Annotated in this window: 18 protein-coding genes and 1 riboswitch; of the genes, 2 read left to right on the top strand and 16 right to left on the bottom strand. The window is 59.9% G+C overall.

Annotated features, from left to right (window positions below; all coding sequences use genetic code 11):
* Positions 1-880 precede the first annotated feature (880 nt).
* Genes G7Y51_RS05890 through G7Y51_RS05900 form a run of 3 tightly spaced genes read right to left on the bottom strand, consistent with a single transcriptional unit; the run spans position 881 to position 2,758 of the window.
* The gene (locus G7Y51_RS05890) at positions 881-1,858 is read right to left on the bottom strand and encodes a J domain-containing protein (protein ID WP_165175516.1); all 978 of its coding nucleotides are present in this window, start codon (positions 1,856-1,858) and stop codon (positions 881-883) included.
* Position 1,859: 1 nt separating this feature from the next.
* Positions 1,860-2,312: a YkgJ family cysteine cluster protein gene (locus tag G7Y51_RS05895; RefSeq protein WP_165175518.1), complete on the bottom strand. Its 453-nt coding sequence runs from the start codon at positions 2,310-2,312 to the stop codon at positions 1,860-1,862.
* A 20-nt stretch (positions 2,313-2,332) separates the two neighbouring features.
* A complete protein-coding gene (locus G7Y51_RS05900) occupies positions 2,333-2,758 on the bottom strand; it encodes a CoA-binding protein (protein ID WP_165175520.1) in 426 nt (141 codons plus the stop codon).
* A 373-nt stretch (positions 2,759-3,131) separates the two neighbouring features.
* Here G7Y51_RS05900 and G7Y51_RS05905 point away from each other — a divergent pair, with 373 nt between their 5' ends.
* The gene (locus G7Y51_RS05905; protein WP_165175522.1) at positions 3,132-4,829 is read left to right on the top strand and encodes a hypothetical protein; all 1,698 of its coding nucleotides are present in this window, start codon (positions 3,132-3,134) and stop codon (positions 4,827-4,829) included.
* A 104-nt stretch (positions 4,830-4,933) separates the two neighbouring features.
* Here the strand turns inward: G7Y51_RS05905 and glyA are convergent, their stop codons facing one another.
* The 11 genes from glyA to G7Y51_RS13725 all read right to left on the bottom strand — a co-directional run bounded on the left by glyA (position 4,934) and on the right by G7Y51_RS13725 (position 13,974).
* Positions 4,934-6,172 carry a serine hydroxymethyltransferase gene (gene glyA, locus G7Y51_RS05910; RefSeq protein ID WP_165175524.1) on the bottom strand — a complete coding sequence of 413 codons (1,239 nt, stop codon included), beginning with the start codon at positions 6,170-6,172 and terminating at the stop codon, positions 4,934-4,936.
* Between the two features lie 107 nt (positions 6,173-6,279).
* Complete coding sequence (fabF, locus tag G7Y51_RS05915) at positions 6,280-7,527, bottom strand: beta-ketoacyl-ACP synthase II (RefSeq protein ID WP_165175526.1); 1,248 nt, start codon at positions 7,525-7,527, stop codon at positions 6,280-6,282.
* 274 nt (positions 7,528-7,801) lie between these two features.
* On the bottom strand, positions 7,802-8,035 hold the full coding sequence (locus tag G7Y51_RS05920) for an acyl carrier protein (protein WP_165067166.1): 234 nt from the start codon (positions 8,033-8,035) through the stop codon (positions 7,802-7,804).
* Between the two features lie 210 nt (positions 8,036-8,245).
* Complete coding sequence (fabG, locus tag G7Y51_RS05925) at positions 8,246-9,022, bottom strand: 3-oxoacyl-[acyl-carrier-protein] reductase (protein WP_165175528.1); 777 nt, start codon at positions 9,020-9,022, stop codon at positions 8,246-8,248.
* Between the two features lie 110 nt (positions 9,023-9,132).
* Positions 9,133-10,119, bottom strand: a complete 987-nt coding sequence (locus G7Y51_RS05930) for a beta-ketoacyl-ACP synthase III (protein WP_165175530.1) — start codon at positions 10,117-10,119, stop codon at positions 9,133-9,135.
* Positions 10,120-10,303: 184 nt separating this feature from the next.
* A complete protein-coding gene (gene plsX / locus G7Y51_RS05935; RefSeq protein ID WP_165175532.1) occupies positions 10,304-11,338 on the bottom strand; it encodes a phosphate acyltransferase PlsX in 1,035 nt (344 codons plus the stop codon).
* Positions 11,338-11,520: a 50S ribosomal protein L32 gene (gene rpmF / locus G7Y51_RS05940; RefSeq protein ID WP_165067176.1), complete on the bottom strand. Its 183-nt coding sequence runs from the start codon at positions 11,518-11,520 to the stop codon at positions 11,338-11,340. The genes plsX and rpmF overlap by 1 nt, the downstream gene beginning before the upstream one ends.
* A gap of 254 nt (positions 11,521-11,774) precedes the next feature.
* On the bottom strand, positions 11,775-12,233 hold the full coding sequence (locus G7Y51_RS05945) for a DUF177 domain-containing protein (RefSeq protein ID WP_241160150.1): 459 nt from the start codon (positions 12,231-12,233) through the stop codon (positions 11,775-11,777).
* Between the two features lie 243 nt (positions 12,234-12,476).
* On the bottom strand, positions 12,477-13,121 hold the full coding sequence (locus G7Y51_RS05950; RefSeq protein ID WP_165175536.1) for a LysE family translocator: 645 nt from the start codon (positions 13,119-13,121) through the stop codon (positions 12,477-12,479).
* On the bottom strand, positions 13,103-13,390 hold the full coding sequence (locus tag G7Y51_RS05955; RefSeq protein WP_165175538.1) for a GIY-YIG nuclease family protein: 288 nt from the start codon (positions 13,388-13,390) through the stop codon (positions 13,103-13,105). Before G7Y51_RS05955 ends, G7Y51_RS05950 begins: the two co-directional genes overlap by 19 nt.
* Before the next feature lie 23 nt (positions 13,391-13,413).
* Positions 13,414-13,974, bottom strand: a complete 561-nt coding sequence (locus G7Y51_RS13725; RefSeq protein ID WP_241160151.1) for a hypothetical protein — start codon at positions 13,972-13,974, stop codon at positions 13,414-13,416.
* 195 nt (positions 13,975-14,169) lie between these two features.
* Between G7Y51_RS13725 and G7Y51_RS05965 the strand changes: the two genes are divergently transcribed.
* Positions 14,170-14,844 carry a tetratricopeptide repeat protein gene (locus G7Y51_RS05965; protein ID WP_165175540.1) on the top strand — a complete coding sequence of 225 codons (675 nt, stop codon included), beginning with the start codon at positions 14,170-14,172 and terminating at the stop codon, positions 14,842-14,844.
* A 16-nt stretch (positions 14,845-14,860) separates the two neighbouring features.
* Here the strand turns inward: G7Y51_RS05965 and G7Y51_RS05970 are convergent, their stop codons facing one another.
* Positions 14,861-15,442 (bottom strand): Fe-S-containing hydro-lyase, encoded by a 582-nt coding sequence (locus tag G7Y51_RS05970; RefSeq protein WP_165175542.1) that lies wholly within the window; start codon positions 15,440-15,442, stop codon positions 14,861-14,863.
* 59 nt (positions 15,443-15,501) lie between these two features.
* A complete protein-coding gene (locus G7Y51_RS05975; RefSeq protein ID WP_165175544.1) occupies positions 15,502-16,347 on the bottom strand; it encodes a fumarate hydratase in 846 nt (281 codons plus the stop codon).
* A 314-nt stretch (positions 16,348-16,661) separates the two neighbouring features.
* Positions 16,662-16,843: riboswitch (cobalamin riboswitch) on the top strand.
* Positions 16,844-16,938 lie beyond the last annotated feature (95 nt).

Raw genomic sequence — 16,938 nt, forward strand, 5'->3', positions numbered from 1 at the left:
GAATGAGCAGGCATCCGTGCGAAAACAAGGACGCATGATGCAGATATCGGGAGCGTTGCAGGTGCGTATCTGGCGGGAAACTGGATCGCATCCGACGTATCGCGGATAGGTATGTCAGCGACATCGGGCAAACATCCCGCTCACGGGAAAGCGGTATGCGGCGAAAGTCTGGGCATCATGCGGCAGCCGTCCGATCTGTATTTGGCTCACAGAATGGTCGGCAGGGTGAGCGTGACAGCGGGGGCATCCGAATGCCAGGCTGACGGTGACAGAGCGTATGGGGAGAACGCTACAAAGTATGAGCCGGGACGGGATTGTGTGTATCGCGCCCACCGCGTGTCGGTATGGAGACAAACCATGAGAAACGAGAATCGCTTTGGGGTGTCGCTGTCTTTGCGTCTCTAAAAGTAATGTTTCAATCGGGTGCGAGCCTCCTGTGTGCATGGTGAGAAAGTGCAATCTTCGTGGAATATGTGAGATTGCCATTTCCCACAGGGATGGATTATTCGTCGCAAAGAGAGCGACGTCAGCATGTCCAGCGTGCCCGAATGCGTGTCCTGGCTTGAACTTCGGAGACCGCGGGCAAGGTGCTCTGCAAAAAATGAATCAGGCGCTGGAAGTCGGCCAGAAGGTATGGCAAATGTATGGAAAATGAAAATGCCGGGAGGCGACCCGCCCGGCATGGGGAGGTTGGCTGATGAAGGGTGATAGAGTCCTCTGAAAGCCAGAAAGAATGTTGGTAATATAGTTGGTAGGAAAATACGTAAAATATTTTTCTACCAACTATTCCATAGTGTTATAGCAGTAGCGCAGCTTTTGATTGAAAATATCCATTTGAAATGAGCTGCGTTCACCCGGAAAAGTTTACAAAATCCGTGCGCTATTCATTGTACAGCGTGAGGTAAAGATCGCCCTGCCAGGGGCCGACCCGCCTGCCCAGGCCCCGCAGGCGCACGGGCTTGCCAACGCTGAAATCAGGCGGCAGGGTTATCTCAACGGTGTGCAGCTCGCCGGAAATCCCGCGGCGGATTTGCAGGCGCACATGCCTGCCCGGGGCCAGTTTGGCGGCCGGGAGGGTCAGGCTCTGCTCCTCATCGATCTGACGGCGCAGCCAGTCTTTGACGATGCCTGTAACGCCCTTGTTGAAATCCGTGTTCCATTTGGACGTGCCCCAGGCCAGATTGCCCTGATGGAGCCTGGTGTTTTTCTTTTCCCGGGCCTCGGCGGGGCGGGGCCGGGAGGTATTTTTTTTCGCCTCGTCCTGGCCATCCGCCTGTTTACGATTCAACTCACTGTAAATATCCTCAAAAACACGTCGGGCAAAAGGATCATTGAGCAGATCCCGGAGCACATCCTGTTCCGCATAGCCGTTCCGGCTTTCTTCAGCCTGTTCGCGCCGGGATGGGCCCTCCGTCGGACCGGTTTGCCCATTGGCCTTTTTTGTTTCGTGGGCAGCGGACCGGGCGTGCTCTGCCGTGCGGCTTTCTTCTGCCTTTCCTGCCCCGGTTTGTGGTCCGGAAGCCTCTTGCCCCCTCTCGGGCTCCTGCTTTTTCTGATTCTGAGGCTGCGCGCCGGCCCGCTCTGCTGTATTCTGTCGCGCCTGGGCCTCGGGCCGTCGGGTCTGCTTCTTTTCCCTGTTCTCGGCAGCGGGTTTGAGCACCCCTGAAAGGGCCACATAGGCCTCATTGAGCAATTGAAACTGTCGGCTGGCCTCGGGATTGTCAGGGTTCAAATCCGGATGCAGCTCAAAAGCGCGCCGTCGGTAAGCCCGTTTCAGGGCTTCCAGATCAGCTCCTTTCTCAAGCATGAGAATGGCGTAGCATTCCTTGACGGAGAGCTGGCGTGGCGTGCGTCGCATCTTACTTGAGAATCAGCGCGTTGGCTTCGCAGGAAGGGTCGTTTGCAATGAGCCCATGCGCACGCAAATAGCTGCGCCCCAGCCGGGAGAAAACCGCATGTTCCACCTCTGGCGCGATGCCCGGGCAAAATTTTTTGGCCAAAGCAAGGCTTGCCGGATCTTCCAGATTGCCGCGAAAAAAAGGCCAGGCCCGGCAAATGGCCGGTTTCGCCTCATGCACGCCGCAACCCTGACCCTGTCTGAAAAAAATACAACGATCGTCCTCGCCGGAGCGTATTTTCAACTTGCCGTTGGAGCGCTCGCCGTAACGCGCAATGACTTCATCGGCAGCAAGATTCAAAAACGCGCAAAGGCGCGCGAGATCCGCCGGGCTGACCACAATGCCGCCACGGCCTTCACAGCAGTGGCCGCACATGCGGCAGGCAAAAACGGTTTCCGTATTCCAAACGACCATCAGAAGGAAGCCCTGCAATTTCAATGTTGCTGCGCGTTGCCCGGAAGGCGGGCATGTTCCACCATCAGGCAGGCGTTTTCAACAATCTCAACGCCCGTGCCTGCAAGTATTTCGCTCACCTCAGGCGAGCTGATGCCCAGTTGCATCCAAAACAGTTTTGGCCGCCAGGGCAGGGCCAAGACTTCGCGCGCATGCCCCGGGCAATGCGGCGGCGCGCGAAAAACGTCAATCACATCCACCGGCTCAGGCAGAGCCGCCAGATCGGGAAAAGCCGCCAGGCCCCAGACCGTCTTGCGCGCCGGATGCACCGGATATACGATATAGCCCTGATGCAGCAGATAACGGCCCACAGTGTCCACCGGCTGGCCGGGCTTGTCCTTGGCGCCCAGAACGGCTATGCGGCGGGCATTTTGCAGGATGGTGCGAAGAGCCGTATTGTCAAGCATGAGGAAACCCGTCTCTTGCCTCGCGCGGACAAAGGCGCGGCAAAAAAAGATGCGTGAAAAATGCGGAAACCGGCGCTGCAACCGGGCCTGCATACATTTTGAAAAAGACGCGGCGCGTTCTGACTGCCGTTGCCTGTGCGCCGAAATACCGGCATTGCCGTCAGCCTTTTTCTATTGTGAGTGATTACCATAGCTGCCTCTGGGAAAATGCGCAAGCCGCCGGTTGCGCATTGTCAGGGCTGACGTATCTTCTGCGGCAGCCCTGTGTGCAGTGTGCGCTGGTCCGCCATTTGAGCGGCGCGGCCGATCTTGCCGCAAACCACGGCCTGTGGTAGGCCCTGCGGCACTGCTGCGCGAAAAAAAGGTCATAACTATGCTGTTGTGCTTGCGGACAACGAAAAACGCCTGGGCTTGGGCAGCGGCCGTACTCACGCCCTTGGCCTACTTGTGGCTGTACACGCCCTACGGCATGGACACCACGGATTTCGGCTATTTTTACGGCTATGCCTGGCGCATTCTGCAGGGGCAGGTTCCGTACCGGGATTTTTATTATATCAAGCCTGCGCTGCCTTTGTACTGGCACGCTTTCTGGATGTGGCTCACGCCAGAAAGTCTCAATGTGCTGGCTGGAAAAGCCGGTTTTGTGGCGGGCATGCTGGGCGCATCCTGGTTTGCCGCGCTTTTTCTGCGCAAATTGTACCGGCTGGAAGCTCTGGATCTGCCGCTGCCCCTGCTTGCCACTCTGGGTTTTGTCTGGGGTGTGCATAGTTTTCCGCATATGCCCTGGCATACGGTGGACGGCATTTTATTCGCCGGCGCGGCCCTTTGGGCGGCCGTATGCGGTTGGCCCTGGGCGGCAGGCATTCTTGCGGGCAGCGCCATGCTCTGCAAGCAATCCTTTTTGCTCATGCCTTTCGGCGTGCTGCTGCTGATTTGGCTGACGCGGCCCCGGCGGCGCGAAGTTCTTTATTGTCTGGCTGCCTGGCTGGCCTTGCTGGCTCTTGTTTACGCGTTCTTGCGCCATGCCGGGGCCTGGGCGCCGTTTTTACGCATGACTACCGGGCAACTGGATATCCGTGAAGCCCTGGATGCAGGCATACTGATTTATCTCCGGCAAAACTGGTGGCTGCCCGCTCTGGCCATGCTGCCCCGGCTCGCGGCGCATGCGGCTAAAAAATCCCTGCCCGCGGCGGGCCAGCCCGCTTATCTCTATCTGCTCTTGCTGGCGGGCTGTTATATCTTTGAAGTTCTGCGCAGCAAAACCTGGATCGGGTATGGTCTGTCCTGGCCCACGCTTTTTATGGTTTTGGGCGGCGTCTGCATCCTGTTCCCCCAGGTTTTTTTGACGGCCTGGCTGCGCGACGGGATTTCGCCGCATCCGCGCCTGCGCGCGTCCGCGGGTTTGGGCGTGGGGCTGCTGGCGGCCTGGTCCGTCGCGATCAGCGGCGGTTATAAGATCCCGGCTTTTTTTGCCGTTCCCCTGCTGTTTTCGCTGCTGCTGATTCACGTCCGGCTGGGCGGCAAGGCGCGCCCTCTCGCCTGGTTCGCGCTGTTGACAGGGCTGCTGATCTTCGGGATCGGGTACCAATATCCCTATGTCTTCCCCACGCGGCCCATGCCTCGAAGCGCTCTGACGCTTGACGCCGGGCAGATCTATACCAAGGCGCGCGGCGTGATGGTCGATGCGCAGATGTATGCCAAGCTGGCGGAACTGAAGCAATTGCGCGCCAAATACGGGCCGCGTTACAAGACGCTGCCCGGCTTTTCCTTTGCCTATTACCTTGCTGACGATCTGCCGATGTACGGCTCGGATTGGCTCATTGACTGGGAAATCAACGCCGAAGTCGATGCGCTGTATGCTGAACTGCTGCAAAAGAAGCTGACAGTCTTTATGGAACGGGATCAGATGGATACGCTCAAGGCAGACGCCTATGAGCGTGCCGGATACTCCGTGCCCCAGCGAGTGCGGCGTGAGTGGCGTATCGTGGAGGAAACGCCGCATTTTGTGGTTTTTCAGCCGCCCCTTGCCGCGTCTGCGCAGGATGACGGGGGCGGGCAAAGGCAGGAATAGGCTTAGAGCATTTTCAAAGAGAAAATGCTCAAAGCCCCGATTTGTGCAAATCGGGGCTTTGTCAAATGCCTGAGAGCTCGCGGCCTTCGTCCTGAAAAAAGAGCTTACCAGGTGAACAGCGGAAACTGGCGGGCAAAGTCTTCCACGTTTTTGCGGATGCGCGCAAGCTCCTCGGCATTGTTGCGTCTTTCCAGAGCATCCAGGATAAAGCCGCCCACTGTGGCCATGTGTTCCTGCCGCAGGCCGCGCGTGGTCAGGGCCGCGGTGCCCAGGCGGATGCCCGATGTCACAAAGGGCGAGCGGCTTTCAAAGGGCACGGTGTTCTTGTTCACGGTAATGCCCGCCTGATCCAGGGCCTGTTCGGCTTCTTTGCCGGTGATGTCCTTGCCGGTTAGATCAACCAACATGAGGTGGTTGTCCGTGCCGCCGGAGACGAGATCGAAACCGGCGTCCGTCAGGCAGTGCGCAAGGGCCGCGGCATTGTCGATCACCCGCTGCTGATAGGCTGCGAAGGCCGGGCGCAGGGCTTCACCGAAGGCCACGGCCTTGGCCGCCACCACATGCATCAGCGGGCCGCCCTGGATGCCCGGAAATATCTGGCTGTTCAGGGTCTTGGCGTAGTCTTCGCCGGAAAGAATCATGCCGCCGCGCGGCCCGCGCAGGGTCTTGTGCGTAGTGGTTGTGGTAACGTGGGCATGGGGCAGAGGGCTTTCGTGCAGGCCGGCGGCCACCAGGCCCGCGATATGAGCCATGTCCACCAGCAGTTTGGCTCCCACCTCGTCGGCAATGGCCCGAAAACGGGCAAAGTCGATGCGGCGCGGGTAGGCGCTGGCTCCGGCCATGATCACGGCGGGCTTGTGCTCGCGGGCCAGAGAAGCCACTTCAGCGTAATCAATGCGCCCTGTTTCCCTCTGCACGCCGTAGGAAACAACCTTGAAGAGACGGCCGGAAAAATTGACCGGGCTGCCGTGGGTCAGATGGCCGCCGTGGGAGAGGTTCATGCCCAGAATGACATCGCCGGGCTTGAGAAAAGCGAAGTAGGCGGCCATATTGGCCTGGGAGCCGGAGTGGGGCTGCACGTTGACGTATTCGCAGCCGAAAAGTTTTTTGGCGCGATCCTGGGCAAGCGTTTCCGCAATATCCACATATTCGCAGCCGCCGTAATAACGCTTGCCGGGATAGCCTTCCGCGTATTTGTGGGTCAAAATGCTGCCCTGGGCCTGCCGGACCGCCGGGGAAACGAAGTTTTCAGAGGCAATCAGCTCAAGCTTGCTTATCTGGCGATCCGCTTCCAGGGCAATGGCGCGGGCCAGTTCCGGATCCTGAAGCAAAATCTCATCCATGAAGGCTCATCCTTTGCTAAACGTATGCTGCCCGCCGAAGCGGCGGGCAGGTATGCCGGATTGACCGCACTCGTGCGCCCGGCGACTCATGCCGCGGGGCGCGCCCGTCAGGCATTCCATTTTTTCAGAATCAGGCTGGCATTGGTGCCCCCGAAACCGAAGGAATTGCACATGGCATATTCACAGGCGATTTTTTGGGAGCCGTCGGCCATGTAATCCAAATCGCACTGCGGATCGGGATTTTCCAGATTAATGGTGCCGGGCAGCATTTCATCATGCAGGGCCAGGGCCGTGAAGACCGTCTCAATGCCGCCTGCCGCCCCCAGGAGATGACCGGTCATGGATTTTGTGGCGGAAATTTTGATCTTTTTGGCATGGTCGCCAAAGACCAGCTTGATGGCCTTGGTTTCGGTGCTGTCGTTGAGTTGCGTGGATGTGGCATGGGCATTGATATGGCCCACGGCCGAGGGCGAGATGCCTGCCTCATGCAGGGCGTTTTGCATGGCCCGGGCCATGCCCTCGCCGTTTTCGCAGGGGGCGGTCATATGATAGGCGTCTCCGGACGCTCCGTAACCCGCAAGTTCAGCGTAAATTTTCGCGCCGCGGGCCTGGGCTGACTCCAGGGACTCCAGCAGAAGGAGCCCCGCGCCTTCGCCGATCACAAATCCGTCGCGTTTGGCGTCAAACGGACGTGAAGCGCGGGTGGGCTCGTCATTATAGTGGCTGGAAAGCGCTTTCAGGGCAGTAAAACCGGCCACGCCCAACGGCGTCACTGTGGCTTCCACCCCGCCGGAAATGGCAGTGGTGACCCGGCCCAGAAGAATCTCGCTGTAGGCGGTGCCCACGGCGTGAATGGCCGAGGCGCAGGCCGTGGTGGTGACGATGTTCGGGCCTTTGGCGCCGGTAAGGATGGAAATCTGCCCCGGCCCCATGTTGGAAATGAGCATGGGAATCATGAAGGGAGAAATCTTGTGGGGGCCGGATTCCAGCAGTTTGGCATGGTAGGTTTCAATAGTATGCAGGCCCCCGAGCCCGATGCCCAGAATCACCGCAGTATCATAGGCGTTGGCCTCGGTGACTTCAAAGCCGGAATCCTGCAGCAGCATTTTGGCGGCAGCCACGGCAAACTGGGTAAAGCGATCCATGCGCCGCACCTGCTTGGGCGGCATATACGCTTCAGGCGCAAAATTTTTCACTTCTCCGGCAATGCGCGAGTCGTAGGCCGAAGCGTCAAAAAGCGTGATGGGCGCAATGCCTGACTCGCCGGCGAGCAGTTTTTTCCAGGTGTTTTCAATGTCGTTGGCGAGGGGCGTAACGCCGCTTACGCCGGTGATCACTACGCGGGGACGGGTCATGCAAACTCCTTATGGGCGGAGGGGCAGACGCCCCCCGCTCTTGGGGAATAAATACCGGCCGGGGCGCCCCTCCACTTGCCCTTACACGGGAAAACAACATCCTTCCGTTGCCGCAATGCCGTGAAGCCGCCGGCGCTGGGCCGCGCCGGAGATATTCTCAGGCCGCAAGCTGCCGGAAGTCCGGGCGTTTCCCGTCCAGGCAGAGCGTGAGCATGCCCCGCTGTCGGCATGCGGCCCTTTACGCTCGGTAAAGGAGCCGCCGCCGGCACGGTTGCTACTTTTTGTTTTCAATATACGAAATGGCGTCCTGAACCTTGAGAATCTTCTGGGCGTCGTCATCGGCAATTTCAATGTCAAACTCTTCTTCCATGGCCATGATCAGCTCGGTCAGGTCCAGAGAGTCCGCGCCGAGATCTTCCACAAAAGAAGCTTCGGGCTTCACTTCATCAGCGTTCACGCCCAATTGATCAACAATGATCTTGGTTACTTTTTCCGCAACATCAGACATGGTATCCTCCAGGGTAGTATTGATTTTGTCTACTATGACCGGTTGCGCAAAAGCATTCCGGGCATGGTGGCCGGGCATTTTCAGCATGAAAATATCCGGTCCTGAAATCTTTTCAACAACGACCGGGAGCTGTGCCGACAAAAACCGTACTTTGTTTGCGGCGTCGGCCAGGCTCCTCCCCGCGAGCGCCGCATGGGCTTGACGCCTTCCTCAGCAGTACATGCCGCCATTGACGGCCAGCACCTGCCCGGTAATGTAGGCGGCTTTGTCCGAGGCGAGAAAAGCCACGGCTTCCGCCACATCCTGAGGCAAACCCATGCGCTTGAGGGGAATGGATTCCACATAGCTTGCGCGCGTCTCGTCAGGCAGGGCGGCGGTCATGTCCGTTTCAATAAAGCCCGGGGCAACGGCGTTGACGGTGATGCTGCGGGCGGCCAGTTCTTTGGCGCAGGACTTGGTAAGGCCGATCAGGCCCGCCTTGGCCGCCACATAGTTGGCCTGCCCGGCATTGCCCATCTGGCCCACCACCGACGCGATGTTGATGATCCGCCCGCTGCGGTTCCTGCTCATAATTTTGGCCGCTTCGCGGGAGCAGACAAAAGCTCCGCGCAGATTGACGGCCAGCACCCTGTCGAAATCCTCGTCTTTCATGCGGACCAGGAAACCGTCCTTGGTGATTCCGGCGTTGTTGACCAGTACAGCCAGATTCGCTTTGCCCTTGATTTCCTCTGCAAAAAAGTCCGCTACAGCGGCGCTGTCGCCCACATTGAGCGCAAAAGCCCGGGCGCGCCCTCCGGCAGCCGCGATCTCGGCCACTGTTTTTTCCGCTTCAGCGGGCCGGCTTGCGTAGGTGAGAAAAACCTGAAAGCCGTCACGGGCAAGCGTGAGGGCAATGGCCCGGCCTATGCCCCGCGAACCGCCGGTGACCAGTGCCGTGGGCGCATCGGGCGCGGGAAAGGGAGAAAGCGTGCTTTGCGCTGTGCTCATGCTGTTTCTGCCTTTGCTGTGGATCATGCGGAAGTGCTGTTTTATAGCGCAGACGAAGTTTAATTTCAATGCGCGCGGCAGCGCTTTGCCGCCAAACTCCAGTGTAATGGCTAAAAGCGCAGCAAAGCCGCGCCCCAGGTCAGACCAGCGCCGAAAGCCGTCATCAGCACGCGATCCCCGGCCTTGATCCGCCCGGCGGCGCGGGCTTCGGCCAGGGCCAGGGGAATCGAGGCGGAAGAGGTGTTGCCGTATTGATCCACATTGGTGAAAACGCGATCATTTTCAATATGCAGACGACTGCCCACGGCTTCGATAATCCGCAGATTCGCCTGATGGGGCACAAAAAGATCGACATCCGCCACAGAAAGATTGTTACGCGCCAGAATTTCCTCGCAGATGCGCACCATCTGCCGCACGGCATGCTTGTATGTCTCGCGGCCCTGCATGTGGATGAAAAAGTCCTCGTCCACCGTGTCGCCGGGGCTGTAGCGGCATGCCGTGCCGCCCCCCACAGTGATCAGATCGTGCTGTTTGCCGTCGCTGTGGCAGATGACGTCTTCCAGACCGGCCAGAGCCTTGTGGGGCGAGGCGGTCAGCACGCAGGCGGCGGCGCCGTCGCCGAACAGCACGCAGGTGGAACGGTCGCGCCAGTTGATGCGGCGGGTCAGAGCTTCCGTGCAAACAAAAAGAATACGGGCCTGCGCGTCCTGGCAGAGCAGGGCCCGGCAGATGGAAAGGCCATACAGAAAGCCCGAACAGGCCGCGCCGAAATCAAAAGCCATGACCGGCCCTGCGTTCAATTTGCCGGCCAGGATGCAGGCCACGGAAGGGGAAAGCAGATCCGGGGTGCAGGTGGCGGCAATGATGTGCGTCAGGCTTTCGGCGTCGACGCCCGCGGCCGCAAGCGCCTGATGCGCGGCCTTCAGGCCCAGGTCGGAGGCGTTCTCCTCGTCCGCCAGCCTCCGGCGCTGTCTGATGCCGGTGCGCGAGACGATCCACGCGTCATTGGTATCCACCAGCCTTGTCAGATGTTCATTGGTCAGTACGGCAGGCGGCACATAGGCGCTCAGCGAGTGCAGATGGCAGATTGGATTCATGGTGTTTACCGTCAGTTAGAACGTATTACTTTTGAAACGCGCGCTCCGGCGCGTAACGGCGCAAGGGAATTTCCTCTGCTGTCGTCATCCGTAAGACGGCACAGCCGCCGACGGCTGACGCGCGCGCGGGCGGGCATGGCTTCGCCCTGCCAGAGCGTTTAGCTAATTTCATTAGCAAAACGCTCTAGATGGCGCGGGAGAAACGGGTCAGCTCTTCATTGGCCAAAATGGTTGCAGCAAGGCGGTCATTGGTGCCCTTGCGCACAAAGGCGCCGCCCATCTTGATGGCATTGCTCATGGCCCTGGCGCTGGAACGGCCGTGGCAGACAATGGCCAGTCCCTGAAGGCCGAGCAGCGGCGCGCCGCCGTATTCGGCGTAGTCTATGGTGCGGGCAAAGTTTTTAAAGGCCTTCTTGGCCAGCATGCCCCCAAGGGCGGGAAGCAGGCCTGAAGTGAAGACGCGTTTGAGCATGCGGATCAGCGAAGCCGCAAGGCCCTCGCTCATTTTGACGACGACATTGCCCACAAAGCCATCGCAAATGACTACATCCAAATCGCCGGTAAAAATGTCCCGGCCTTCGGCATTGCCCACAAAATTGAGATTTTGGGCCATTTTCAAAAGTTCATAGGCTTCTTTGACCTGACAGTTGCCCTTGCCTTCTTCTTCGCCGATGCTCAAAAGGCTCACGCGCGGCGCGGCGTAACTCAGGAGATCGCGGGCAAAAGCATCGCCCATCAGCCCGAACTGAAAGAGATGGTAAGGGCGGCAGTCGACATTGGCTCCGGCATCCAGCACCACCACCGGATTTTTTTCAGTGGGCAGCAGAGCGGCCAGGGCCGGGCGCTCGACGCCGGGAAGCCGCCCCATGATAAACATGCCGCAAGCCACCGTGGCGCCGGAGTGTCCGGCGCTGACCACGCCGTCGGCGGCGCCATCCTTGACCAGGCGGCAAGCCACCTGGATTGAGGCGTTTTTTTTGCGGCGCAGAATATCCGAGGGCTTTTCATTCATGTGCACCACATCATCGGCCTGGACAATATCAAAATGCACGTTGGCGAGATCGAGCTTTTGCAGCTCGCTCTCCAGCTTGGGGGTATCGCCCACAAGTAAAACATGCAAATCATGCAGACGGGCGGCCTCAATGGCGCCCGGCACCACCACAGAGGGGCCGAAATCCCCACCCATGGCGTCCACGGCAATGACGGGGCGATCGCTCATTATTCGTTTTCGTTTTTGGCGAGCACCTGGCGGCCCTTGTAAGCGCCGCAATTGGGGCAGACGCTGTGGGGCAGCGTGGGTTCGCCGCAGGAGCAGTAGATGACCGCGGGAACGGCCACATGATCGTGGGAACGGCGCATCCCTTTGCGGGAACGGGATTTTTTATTCTGCTGAACAGCCATGACAGTCTCCTTTTCCGAGTTCACGGAAGGCGTTGGTTCTTTTATATTGTCGATCGCGTTATGTCCGCGGCGACGATCCCCTTGTGGTTGTGCCGCGTATCCATCCGGCACGCCGGCGCGCCGTGTGCGCATCGCGTCCGACGCCCAAGGGGCGTTGCCACCCGCACGCCCTGAACGCCGCGTCAGTGGATATGACGAAACTCACTTGCAAGACAGATTAAAATAGCCGAATGTTTTGGAATTGTCCAGATGCGTCAGCCCTGCAGTCTAAGCCCGCGCAAAACCGCCAGCCTCGGATCTCCTTCATCCCTGGAGCAGGAACAGGGCGCGACATTCAGATTGGCCCCGCACTGGGGGCACAAACCCTTGCAATCCGGGCCGCAGAGGGGATTGATCGGCAGGGCCAGCACAAATTCCTCCCAGCAGATGCCTGCCAGATCGAGCATGGGCGCATTGTGCTCATAAAAGATGTGGCTTTCGGGCGGTTGCGCGGCATCGGGGCCCGCACCACCGGAAACGGGAATCCCTTCTTCCTGTTCGGGCAATTCCTCAAATTCTTCAAAAGCGGCAGTAAGCTCCGCCACGGCATCCTCGGCGCAGCGGTTGCACGGCAGAACCACTTCACCGGTAAGCGTGCCGCGCACCAGCCAGCCGCCGTCAGCAGGCAGAATGGTCAGGCGGGCGCGCAGCGGCTTGCTTATGCGGCATTCCATTTCGAATTCCTGGAGCGGCTGCTGCCAGATAGCCTGATCATCAAGGCTGAATTCCTTGCCTCCGGGCGGGAGAGCATGAAGCGATATACGGTAGTTCTGCATGTTGCACCTCAAAGAGGCGGGTGTTCATACCCGCCATGTTATGCTCTGTCAAGAAAAACGAAGAGCGGTTCCAGGGCTGACGCATCTTCTCGGCAGCCCTGGCGGCGATGCGACGGCATCGTCCGAAGCCGCAGGCGCGGTTCAACGGCCGGTAAAGATCAGCATCACGGCAAGGCCCGTGAACACCAGACCAGCGGCGCGGTGTACCAGCATCTGGCTGCGCGGGGAGCGGTTGAGCCACAAGGCCAGCCTGCCGCCCAGCACCGCGACGGAAAAGAAAACAATGATCGTGGCCAGCATGAAAAGAGCGCCCAGGATCAACACCTGAACCGCAAGGCTGCCCCGCGCGGGATCGCAGAACTGGGGCAGAAAGGCCAGAAAAAAGAGTGAAACCTTGGGGTTGGTCACATTCATCAGAATGCCGCGACGGTAAAGCGCGGCATAGCCGGGAAAGGCAGGCCCCCCGGCCCCCCCCGTATCCGGGGTCCGGGCCGACAGGGCTCCTGCCCTGAAGGAGAGCCATGCCAGATACAGCAGATAGGCTGCGCCCACGGCTTTGAGAAGTGTAAAGGCCAGGGCCGAGCTTTGAAAAATCGCGGCCACGCCCAGGGCTACGGCCGTGGTGTGCACGCACAAGCCCGTCACCAGGCCCAAGGTCGTGAGCAGGCCCGCTCTCACTCCGTAAACCGCGGATTGGGTCAGCACAAAAATGTTGTCGGGCCCCGGCGCAATTCCCAGCAGCAGCGAAGTGCCGAAAAAGACCAGGATCACCTCGGCGCTCGGCACGATTGCTCGCCTCCGTTTTGCAGAAAATGTATTTTCTGGCTCCTGGGCCGGGATTTTACCGCGCATTCCAGACACAAGGCCGTTCCCTTGTGCGCACAGGCCAGGCTTGCCACCAGACGAACCGGGCGGCGGCCTCTGGTGTAACGGGCTCCGCCGGGCTTCAGACCGTTGTGCTGGGCCAGACGGCGCTCCAGGTTGCTGGTGACGCCGCAGTACAGGGTGCCGTCGGCGCATTCCAGAAGATACACATGCCAGACCGCCTCAGTCATGGCCGACCTCGATGAAATGAGTTCTAGTCAAAACCGCCGGACAGCCAGGCCACCAGCAGGAAAGACACAAACCAGTTGCCGATGCGCCAGACCCAGGGATTGGGTTTGTGGCCCAGCATGAGCTGGCGCATCTCGCGCAGGCTCCCGGCCACGCTGCCCAGAAGATGAAAAAAGACGAAACCGATGCCTGCCAGCACGCCAAACTGAACCAGGCAAACCAGAAACAGCACAAAGCTGATGCACGGCGCGAGACAGGCATTCTGTTCTGTGCGTCCCGTGCTCCAGATGTGTCCGAAGCGCATGCTCCCGTCGCCGAAGACATTGTGAGATTCAGGGCCGTGGGCCTTGTTGCCGAAAGTGCCGTCGTGCCGGTGATGCCTGTTGCTGTCCTGCGTGTGCTCGTGGGATGCCGTTTCCGGTCCCAGCACCTCGGCGTTGACCACGCGGGGCTGTTCCTCGCCGGAGGCGGCTGCGGGCAGCTCCGGGGCGCGTCGGGATTGCGGAGCGTCGGGGCAGGCGGGGCAGGGTGGTCGCGGATCGCCTCTGCCGCGGCCGCAGACAGGGCAGATGAGGGAAGCTTTCATGCCGCTCCTCCCGGGCAATGCAGGTCGGTTTTCACATATGGAGCACAAGGGAAAGAAAGAATTGTCGTCATGGGCTTTTTGTGCCTGTTGGACATGCCGGCGTCAAGTGTTGACTTGCGTTTGGACAGGGGCGGCGGTATTCTCTGCGCCCGTACTGCCCATTGCGAAGATGCCGGGGCAAGGAAGGAGAATTTTATGAAAAGGCAGTGTCTGGCCGCCCTGCTGGCGGCCGCGTTGGGTTTTGCGTTGACGACGTCCGTACCGGCCTGGGCCGCTCCGTCAGCCGCGCCGGAGCAGATTTTACAGGAAGCCTGGACTGCTTATCATATTGGTGAATATAAAAAAACCCTGCGCCTGATCGAGCCTTTGGCCGTGGACGGCAATCCCCGCGCCCAGGTCATGCTGGGCCAGTGCTATGAAAACGGCCTTGGCGTCAGGCAGGATCAGGCTGTGGCCGCGCAATGGTATCAATTGGCGGCGGAACAGAACGACAGTCAGGCCCAGGTGCTTCTGGCGTATTGCTATGAAGTGGGCGCCGGTGTGCCGCAGGATCCGAGAGCAGTAGTGACCTTGATGACCCGGGCCGCCAATTCGGGCAATGCCGAGGCGCAATTCAATCTGGCCCTGTATTACAGCAAGGGCCTGCACCAAACCGCCAAGGACCCGAAGGAGAGCTTCCGCTGGGCCAGACTTGCCGCGGATCAAGGGTATGCGCAGGCCGAGCGTTTTGTGGGCGCATGTTATGAGCACGGCTTCGGCGTCCCGGAAAATCAGGCCGAGGCGGCCCTCTGGTACAACAAGGCAGCCGCGCAGGGCCTGAGCAGGGAAGGCAGGATTTTCAATACGGTGCGCCACTATCCCTTGCCGTAAGTTGTCTGCCGTATCCCTAGCGGCCGTGCGCGGTCTCGCCCAGCCTGCGGTACGGAGCCTGCCCCTGCTCGTAATAATCGTTGCCTTCAGCATCAATGGCCACAATGGCCGGAAAGTCTTCCACTTCCATGGCGGCCACGGCTTCCGGCCCCAGGTCGGCATAGGCCAGCACAGTGTATTTTTTGATGCAGCCGGAGATCAGCGCGCCGGCCCCGCCCACGGCCGCCAGATAGGGCACGCCGTGTTTCTTCATGGCATCCACCACTTCAGGCGTGCGGTAGCCCTTGCCGATCATGCCCTTGAGGCCCTGATCCAGCAAACGCGGGGTATAGGCGTCCATGCGGCCCGCGGTGGTGGGCCCGGCGGCGCCGATGGCCTGCCCCGGCTTTGCCGGGGAAGGGCCCACATAATAGACCACGGCCCCGCGCAGATCCACGGGGAGTTCCTCGCCCCTGTCCAGGGCCTCCACCATGCGTTTATGCGCCGCGTCGCGCGCGGCCAGGATGGTTCCGGAAATGAGCACATGGTCACCGGCTTTGAGCGCGCGGGCCGTGGCGTCGTCAAACGGGGCGCTGATGCGCATGGGCTGTTCGGACATGACATTTTCCTTTAGAGCATTTTTTGATTGAAAATGGATATGTTCAATCAAAAAATACTCTACAAGATCGCTTCCGCATGTCGCGCGGCATGACAGTTGATGTTGACGGCCACGGGCAGGCTGGCGATATGGGTGGGATACCATTCCACATGCACTTTCAGGGCTGTCGTTTCCCCGCCCAGGCCCTGAGGGCCGATGCCGGTCCTGTTGATCAGCTCCAGCAGCTCATCCTCCAGAGCCGCGTAGCGGGGATCGGGATTGCGCGAACCGAGATCGCGCACCGCGGCTTTTTTGGCGCAGATGGCCGCCATTTCCATGTCGCCGCCCAAACCTACGCCCACCACCAGGGGCGGGCAGGAGTTGGGCCCGGCGGCCAGCACGGCGTCCAGAACCACCTGGCGCACGCCTTCAATGCCGTCGGCAGGCGTCAGCATTTTCAGCACGCTCTTGTTTTCGGAACCCGCGCCCTTGGGCGCAAGACGCAAACGCAGGCCATCGCCCGGCGCCACGCTCACATGGATCACGGCCGGGGTGTTGTCCCCGGTGTTGGCGCGCTCAAAGAGAGGCTCGGCCACGCAGGATTTGCGCAAACAGCCGTCCACATAGCCCCGGCGCACGCCTTCATGGATCGCCGCGTTGAGATCGCCGCCCACAATATGCGCGTCCTGCCCCAGCTCCACGAAAATGACGGCCAGACCGGTATCCTGGCAGATGGGCATTTGCTCGCGCGCGGCAATGTCCGCGTTGTCCATGAGTTGCGCCAGAATGTTCCGGCCCGCGGGAGAGGGCTCCTGGGCTCTGCGTGCTCCCAAACTCTCGTAAACATCTTGGGGCAGATGGCAACAGGCCCTGACGGCCAGCTCCGCAACGGCTTTGCTGATGGCCTCGGCTTGAATTTCGCGCATGATCCGTCCTGGTTTGTCGTCTGGAAGGGGCGCACGCCGTGCGCGTGCATGATCGTCCGCTTTGAAACGCCCATAATGGTGATGGATGTGATTCTAGCATTTGGGCTGGAGAAGACAAGGGGGCGGTTGCATTTGACGGCAAGCGTGGCTTTTTCACATGCCCGGACGGCTTTTGCCCTGGGCGGCTGCGGCAGACAGGCGAGCAGATGCCCGGCAGAGCAAAGCCTGAAATTTTTTCTTATATTCAAAGGTGTTATCACGAGTCCAGGAGAACTATTTCGTTGCCTTGTATTGACACGGCCGTGTTCTTTTGACACTTTCCGGATGCGGAAAGCGCCCCTCTGGGCTTAATAGGGAATCCCGTTCAATGCGGGAGCGGACCCGCCGCCGTAAGCCGAAAAACGCCTCTTTTCCTTGCGCGCCACTGGTAATGTACCGGGAAGGCCGAAAAGCTGGCCGGCAAGCCGGAAGACCTGCTTTCCACCATCGTTTTTCAGGATGGACCATCGGCAACGGGGCTTTTGCCGAAGGGTCTCCCGGCGAGCATGCCTTCGCTTTCTCCGGGCATGTCTTCGCTTCCTCCTGACGCGC

Source organism: Desulfovibrio sp. ZJ369, from assembly GCF_011039085.1.
Classification (GTDB): domain Bacteria; phylum Desulfobacterota; class Desulfovibrionia; order Desulfovibrionales; family Desulfovibrionaceae; genus Desulfovibrio.

Coding starts and splice junctions, on each gene's coding strand:
- G7Y51_RS05945 (WP_241160150.1), bottom strand. CDS start 12,233: ATGGAATGCCGCATAAGCAAGCCGCTGCGCGCCCGCCTGACCATTCTG.
- G7Y51_RS05970 (WP_165175542.1), bottom strand. CDS start 15,442: ATGTCCGAACAGCCCATGCGCATCAGCGCCCCGTTTGACGACGCCACG.
- fabG (WP_165175528.1), bottom strand. CDS start 9,022: ATGAGCACAGCGCAAAGCACGCTTTCTCCCTTTCCCGCGCCCGATGCG.
- G7Y51_RS05900 (WP_165175520.1), bottom strand. CDS start 2,758: ATGCTTGACAATACGGCTCTTCGCACCATCCTGCAAAATGCCCGCCGC.
- fabF (WP_165175526.1), bottom strand. CDS start 7,527: ATGACCCGTCCCCGCGTAGTGATCACCGGCGTAAGCGGCGTTACGCCC.
- G7Y51_RS05890 (WP_165175516.1), bottom strand. CDS start 1,858: ATGCGACGCACGCCACGCCAGCTCTCCGTCAAGGAATGCTACGCCATT.
- G7Y51_RS05955 (WP_165175538.1), bottom strand. CDS start 13,390: ATGACTGAGGCGGTCTGGCATGTGTATCTTCTGGAATGCGCCGACGGC.
- G7Y51_RS05975 (WP_165175544.1), bottom strand. CDS start 16,347: ATGCGCGAAATTCAAGCCGAGGCCATCAGCAAAGCCGTTGCGGAGCTG.
- G7Y51_RS05965 (WP_165175540.1), top strand. CDS start 14,170: ATGAAAAGGCAGTGTCTGGCCGCCCTGCTGGCGGCCGCGTTGGGTTTT.
- rpmF (WP_165067176.1), bottom strand. CDS start 11,520: ATGGCTGTTCAGCAGAATAAAAAATCCCGTTCCCGCAAAGGGATGCGC.
- G7Y51_RS05895 (WP_165175518.1), bottom strand. CDS start 2,312: ATGGTCGTTTGGAATACGGAAACCGTTTTTGCCTGCCGCATGTGCGGC.
- glyA (WP_165175524.1), bottom strand. CDS start 6,172: ATGGATGAGATTTTGCTTCAGGATCCGGAACTGGCCCGCGCCATTGCC.
- G7Y51_RS13725 (WP_241160151.1), bottom strand. CDS start 13,974: ATGAAAGCTTCCCTCATCTGCCCTGTCTGCGGCCGCGGCAGAGGCGAT.
- G7Y51_RS05920 (WP_165067166.1), bottom strand. CDS start 8,035: ATGTCTGATGTTGCGGAAAAAGTAACCAAGATCATTGTTGATCAATTG.
- plsX (WP_165175532.1), bottom strand. CDS start 11,338: ATGAGCGATCGCCCCGTCATTGCCGTGGACGCCATGGGTGGGGATTTC.
- G7Y51_RS05905 (WP_165175522.1), top strand. CDS start 3,132: ATGCTGTTGTGCTTGCGGACAACGAAAAACGCCTGGGCTTGGGCAGCG.
- G7Y51_RS05930 (WP_165175530.1), bottom strand. CDS start 10,119: ATGAATCCAATCTGCCATCTGCACTCGCTGAGCGCCTATGTGCCGCCT.